Origin of the sequence: Larkinella knui (genome assembly GCF_003858645.1) — a bacterium.
Taxonomy (GTDB): Bacteria; Bacteroidota; Bacteroidia; order Cytophagales; family Spirosomataceae; genus Larkinella; species Larkinella knui.
The window spans coordinates 970985-976984 of the sequence record NZ_RQJP01000004.1 but is presented as its reverse complement, the minus strand read 5'-3'; the positions used below and the strand labels follow the sequence as shown (position 1 = coordinate 976984).

5 protein-coding genes are annotated in these 6000 nt (G+C 52.2%); 2 read left to right on the top strand and 3 right to left on the bottom strand.

Annotation, left to right across the window (positions count from 1 at the left end; all coding sequences use genetic code 11):
• Positions 1–1720 (bottom strand): glycosyl hydrolase family 28-related protein (locus EHT87_RS22400; RefSeq protein ID WP_221622055.1); only part of this gene is annotated, 1720 nt, incomplete at its 3' end.
• Positions 1721–2572: 852 nt separating this feature from the next.
• On the opposite strand from EHT87_RS22400, the gene EHT87_RS22395 reads away from it, so the two are divergent.
• Positions 2573–3106, top strand: coding sequence for a hypothetical protein (locus EHT87_RS22395; RefSeq protein WP_148096039.1), 534 nt, complete (start codon positions 2573–2575; stop codon positions 3104–3106).
• Positions 3107–3144: 38 nt separating this feature from the next.
• Positions 3145–3441 carry a LytTR family DNA-binding domain-containing protein gene (locus tag EHT87_RS22390; protein ID WP_185716321.1) on the top strand — a complete coding sequence of 99 codons (297 nt, stop codon included), beginning with the start codon at positions 3145–3147 and terminating at the stop codon, positions 3439–3441.
• A gap of 29 nt (positions 3442–3470) precedes the next feature.
• On the opposite strand, the gene EHT87_RS22385 is transcribed toward EHT87_RS22390, so the two are convergent.
• Both EHT87_RS22385 and EHT87_RS22380 read right to left on the bottom strand, forming a co-directional pair.
• Positions 3471–4742 carry an N-acetyl sugar amidotransferase gene (locus tag EHT87_RS22385; protein ID WP_124908870.1) on the bottom strand — a complete coding sequence of 424 codons (1272 nt, stop codon included), beginning with the start codon at positions 4740–4742 and terminating at the stop codon, positions 3471–3473.
• Between the two features lie 39 nt (positions 4743–4781).
• Positions 4782–5933: a DegT/DnrJ/EryC1/StrS family aminotransferase gene (locus EHT87_RS22380; RefSeq protein WP_229321253.1), complete on the bottom strand. Its 1152-nt coding sequence runs from the start codon at positions 5931–5933 to the stop codon at positions 4782–4784.
• Positions 5934–6000: the final 67 nt, after the last annotated feature.

Below are 6000 nucleotides of genomic sequence, written 5' to 3'. Positions count from 1 at the left end.
GCTGCTGGACCGGCGTCAGATCGATCGAGCCGCTGTTGAGCAGCGTGTTGTTGACCACCGCCACCTGCGTCAGCGCACTGTGGTAGAAGGTGATGCCCCGCCGGTTGCCTTCCATCCGGTTGCCCTGCACCACCCAGTTGAAGGCACTCCAGTTGAAGATCGCATAGTGACTGCCCGCGTCGGGAAGCACCTCCCAGGGCCGGTCCACTTGCAGCGTCGTGCCGCTGCCGCTGACGATCCGGCGCCACTGCCCCATCCCCTTGCCGCTCACCAGAGCCACCACCGGCTGGCGCCGGAAACGACTCCAGTTCTTGCTCTGGTCCTGCAGGCTGGTAGCCGTGGCCCCGCTGACGGTCCCCGTCTCCTCATCGATGCGGTCGGGACCGCCCCCTTCACTGATGATCGTTTCGCCATCGTTGCTGTTCTGGGCCGGCCCGTTGATGACCTTGAAGTCGTTGTTGAGCACGGCCACATTGCGGGCAAAGTTCATGATCAGCACGTGGTGCACCGTGGTGGTGGGGTAGCGTGCCGAGCCGTCGCGCAGCACCCGGTTGTGCTCAAAGACGCCTTCGTGGGTTTCATTGAGGCTCAGCCCGTCGACGGCGTAGGTGAAGGTGTTGTCGCGCACCACAAAGTTACTGCAACCGTTCAACTGCAAAGGACCGTGATAATTAAATTGGGCATCCACACCCTGACTCAAGTCGGTGTTGGCAATGACGAGCTTGTCACTGTTGGCCAGCCACAGCCAGTCGCCCCGGTTGAGATCGAAGCGCACCCGTTGCAGAAAGATTTCGGTGCCCTGGCCCCGGCTGCTGTTGAGCAGGCTGCTGGCGGTGGCGTCGATGTTGAGCAGCGAGAGGTCGGCCAGCCCCGCCTGCCGGGTGCCCACGGGCCAGTCCAGGCCCAGGTGCGAGGTTTGGGGCTCATAGCCAAACTTGATGAGGGTCTGGTCTTTGCCTGCTCCCTGAACCACCACCCGGTTGCGCATCCGAAGGTATTCGAACGATGAATTAAGTAGTTTATAGGTACCGGCGGGCAGGTAGACGATTCCGCCCCCATCGGCGGTGGCCCGGTCGATGGCCTGCTGGAGGGCGGGCTGGTCGTTGGCCACCCCATCGCCGGTGGCTTTGAGTGTCAGCCGCGGATCGGTTTTGACGTTGTAGACATTGCGGTAAAAGTCCAGCTTGGCCGCCCACCCTACGCCCAACTGGAAGTAGTCGGTGCCCGAGACCGTCGCCGTCAACGGTAATTCCATGCGGGTTTCGCCGGCGGTTCCGCCCAGTCCGTTGCTCACCAGCACGCTATAGACCTGGCCCGGCTGCAAGGTGGTGGGCAAATTCATGCGGAGTTGGTAGGGGTCGCTCTGCTCCTGATCGATCACTGCTTCGTGGACGGTCGTGGAACCGGTGGCCATCAGCCGCACCCGGGGGGTGGCACCGGGCAACTGCAGATTACGACCAAAAATACGCAATGAGCCGCCGACGCTGCCCTCGGGCGAGTCGAAGTGATGTCCCTGGGCCTGATTGACGAAGACACTGGGGCTGCGCTGGCCCTGCTCCTCGACCCAGAGCTGGTAGAGGTCCAGCCCCGTTTGGGGGGGAATCTGCACAATCAGATGATTGGCCGACTGCACCTGAATGGGCAGGGCCGTGGGCGTAGTGGCGGTGCCTTTGAGGAAATAGGCTTTGGCCGTGGCGCCGAAGCGGCCTTGCAGACTCACCGTCTCTCCGGGCTGCGCCGAGGGGCTGGAATTGAAAATACAAGGCTGGGCAGATAGAGTTTGTAACCGGCAAAAGCCGCTAAGCAAAACAGAAAGCAGAAGAAGTAGACGGTGGATCATTGAATAAAATTTCATATCGGTTATGCCTGCTCATTCGCCCGATGAGCTTATAAAAGTACTTTCTAATTTGATAAAAAACTAGCTATAAAAAGCCGCCTAACCCACTTCTGTACCAGGGATTTGGCAATTATATAACGTCCCGTTTCACAATCATGATCAGAGAACTTTTTGTGATTTAAATAAAAATTAACAGACAATTTATAGCACTTATCAGACACGCAATGAGCGGATGTATAATCGCTTTATTTACAAAATCTGCGTACCTGGTCAACGCTTCAAATCGGCTCTACGCCTACGGGATGGCCCGCTCTCATCAGCAAAAATGCGAATTGCGAACCCATTACCAGAGAATGTAATCGTATTTCAGCAAGACAAAAGCTAACCCTGTTTTTTATCTTTTTCCTGAATTCTTGCATTATTCAATGATGAAACGTGTATCTCAAGCGATGCAAAAAACCTACTTCTCACTGTTTTTCCGTTTTTCTGCGTCTAAAATAGCTCGTTTAAAAAGTAAAAGAGATTCCTGCACTATTTACAGGAATCTCCACCATTAATCGGGTTGCCGCCTGACAATTACTGTGCCAAATACCCTTAAACCGCAGGGAATCTGAGGGAGTGATTTTACGGTATTCGATTCAGATGACATGAGTACAAATAATTTACCTTTTCAATAAATTTTTATGAATCGAACTATAAACCACACAAAATGGCATTGAAATTGGACGAACTTGAATGAACTTATACGCTCACAAGTTTTTTGTTCATCTGGCTAATCTTTCGGGATCACACAAGGTGGCTTTTTATAAGTGGGTTATCATCTGCCTGAAAATGTCTTTCTGGTTTACTCAACGCCACCGCATTCAAACTGAAATTACCGAATCTACGCATCAGGTCGTTCCTGCTCCCGATTCGGATGTGATCGACATTCCGTTTGAAGAACTTCTGAATCATTTCCAGGTTTGGCAACAGCAACGGTTATCACTGGTACAGATCATGGCAAAAGCCCGCTGGTTTGTTCTGTGGCATCAACCGTTTGGTAATTCGACTCCCTACGGATTTGCGGTATTAGCAGAATGTCCCAACGCCATATATGGATATAGTTTATGGGCCCGTCAGAGTGGCCGCATCCAACGAATCGCAACGGCTACTGACAAAACCATGCTGGATGGTTTTTTACAAACAGAACGTTGCGAACTGACAACGGAAGCGAGTCGTGTTCGCTTATTTCTGCAAAACGTTACCCAACAATTGATGACCACTTCATAATGCAACAAGCTGGCACTCTGCAACTCAGAGGATATAAAATGCCTTTATCACTCTCCGACCTCATTTGGCTGGAGGGCAATAGCAATTACAGTTTGTTGCACCGCAGCAATGCACCGAATCTAATGACGGCCAGAACGTTAGTGCGGTGGCAAAAAATGCTTCCTGAATTTATCCGCATCAGCCGGGGCGCACTCGTCAATCCCAACCACATTGCCAGACTTCACCGGATCTCAACCTATCAGGTTGAAATCACACTCACCAACGGCACGGTATTGCTAGTGGCCCGCCGGCGCATTGCCGAAGTGTTTAAAGCCGTCAAATCGACCAATAATTAAGTGCCGTCTGACCGCTTTCATGTGCCTTCTCAACTAGCATACTTCAAATACAGAATATACGGCAAAATCCGGAGTTTACAGGCTAGCCAAATGGGCAGACGCAAAAACCGGATCAGCGGTAGATACGTCTTAAAATCCCGGTGTGACCGGGGTGGACGGAAGTAAACTGTTTCCCATTCTTCCAGCGTCCAGCCTAACTTCGAAATGGCGTATATAACCACCGACCGATCGTATTTGTAAGAACCCGCTTCCAGTTCAGCGATGGCTTCTGCCCGCGTCATCTGCCCGGAACGAACCAGGGCCGACAATTCCGTTTTTCGCTTATCGATGTTAAATTTATTGGGCAGCAGAAAAGACTGAAAGAACTTCGTATACAGGTTTTTATGGTGGTATCCGCCGTAGTAGGCCCAGCCCAGGTCACGCGCCAGAATCTCATCCACTTTTTTCTTGTTATAATCGATGTATTCCAGCAGCCGCACCTCCCTGATCCGCTTTACGAAACTGTAATAAAGCAGATACGGCAACATCATAATCTTGAAACTCCTGACAACGCCACTCCCAAACTTCCGGTGAACATCTTTAATATACCGGCCGTCCATGTAGGTCCAGCTGATGGGTGATGTGCCTTCGGTTCGGAATGAATGTCCATTCAGAATGTAACCAATGCCTTCTTTAGCAGCCATTTCATACAATACGGAATGGATGGCATAGACGGTCGGAATGTCGGCATCGGGGACCGACGCTTTCAGGAACGCCCGCTGCAAATCCTTGAACTCGTCCAGATCTGCCATGACCGTATGCAGATCCACCCGCAGCAAATCCGTAGCTTTCCGGATGTTCGAAACGGCCACGTCGGTGTTCCAGCCATTATCAAAATACACCGCCAGCGGCCGCAGACCCAACTTGCGGGCCAGGTAGAGCGTATAGATGCTGTCGCGACCGCCACTAACGCCCACAATGCAATCGTAGGTGTTGTTTCGACCGGCTTTTTTGATCCGCTCAACAATTCGACCCAAATCCTCCTCCATGTTTTCGAGGGGATGAAGGCGCTCCATTTCGTCGTGAATCTGGCAATATTTGCAAACCCCTGCAGCATCGAACCAAATGTCGGACACCGTCGTGTCCAGGACACAGCGACTACACCGCCGGTAATCGGGCTTATTGGGAACGTTCAAATACGCTGTCCGGACTTCTTTGCCGGAAGCGTGTTTGACTTTTCTTTGTGCGCGTCCAAACACCGATCGTTTTTCAAACTCCCGCTTCTTCCATTTTGCAAAAAAAACTTTCGGTACGGTGGTCATGCCCGGTTGTTGTCTTTAGATACGAACTCAAGAAGTCATCTACACGTGTTTTTTCGTTGTCATAAAATCGGCGATTACCGAAACAATGGTATCCTGCTGCTGGGCGTCCATTTCCGTGTGGATCGGTAACGAAAGCACCTGCTGGCTCAGACGCTCGGCCACCGGGAAACTACCGGCGGGAAAACGATCGTCATAATAGGCTGGCTGAAGGTGCATCGGAACCGGATAACATACCATCGATGGAATACCGTGCAGACGCAGGTGAGCCCCCAGGGCATCTCGCATCCCGGTCCGCACCGTCAGCGTATAGTGGTGATAAACATGCGAGGACGAATCCGCCGAAACCGGTGTCCAAACTCCCGGAACATCTTTCAGTAGATAATCGTAGCGGGCTGCGGCAATTTGTCGCTGCCGGTTAAATTCACTCAGGTGTTTCAGCTTTACCGTCAGAACAGCGGCTTGCAGCGTATCGAGCCGCGAGTTGACGCCCACCATTTCGTGAATGTATTTTTTTCGCTGGCCATGGTTCGCAATCACTTTAAACCGGTCGGCCAATTCAATGTCGTTGGTAATCAGGGCGCCACCGTCGCCGTAACAGCCCAGATTGGTAAATGGAGAAAACGATACGCAACCGACATTCCCCAGCGTACCGGCCGATTCTACTGACCCGTCGGCAAATTCATACTCACTTCCCAAAGCCTGCGCTACATCTTCGATCACAAACAGGTTGTGGGCCGACGCCAGCCTGAGCAGGGGTTCCATCGGCGCACACTGACCGAAGAGGTGTACCGGCACGATGGCTTTCGTACGGGGAGTCAGGGCTTTTTCGACATTTTCAGCCGTTAGTGTAAACGTTTTTGGATCAACATCAGCCCATACCGGTGTCAATCCCAATAAAGCAATTGCCTCAACCGCAGCCACATCCGTAAACGCCGGAACAATTACGTCGTCACCCGGTTTCAGGCCCAGCCCCATCAGCGCAATCTGCAGGGCGTCGGTTCCGCTGGCGCAGGTAATCACCCGGTTGGCCCACAGAAAAGCCGCCAGATCCCGCTGAAATTCCCGCACGGAATGGCCATTGATAAAATCGGCACTTTCCAGACAATGCTGAATGGCTTCGTCAATATCGGTTTTCAGGCGCAGATATTGATTTTTCAAATCGACCATCTCGATGGGTTCCACGGTTGTCATTTTAATAAAATCAATAGTCGAGTGTTTACCCAAACTCCAGCGAAAACGGCTTCCCTGGTGCAGAAAC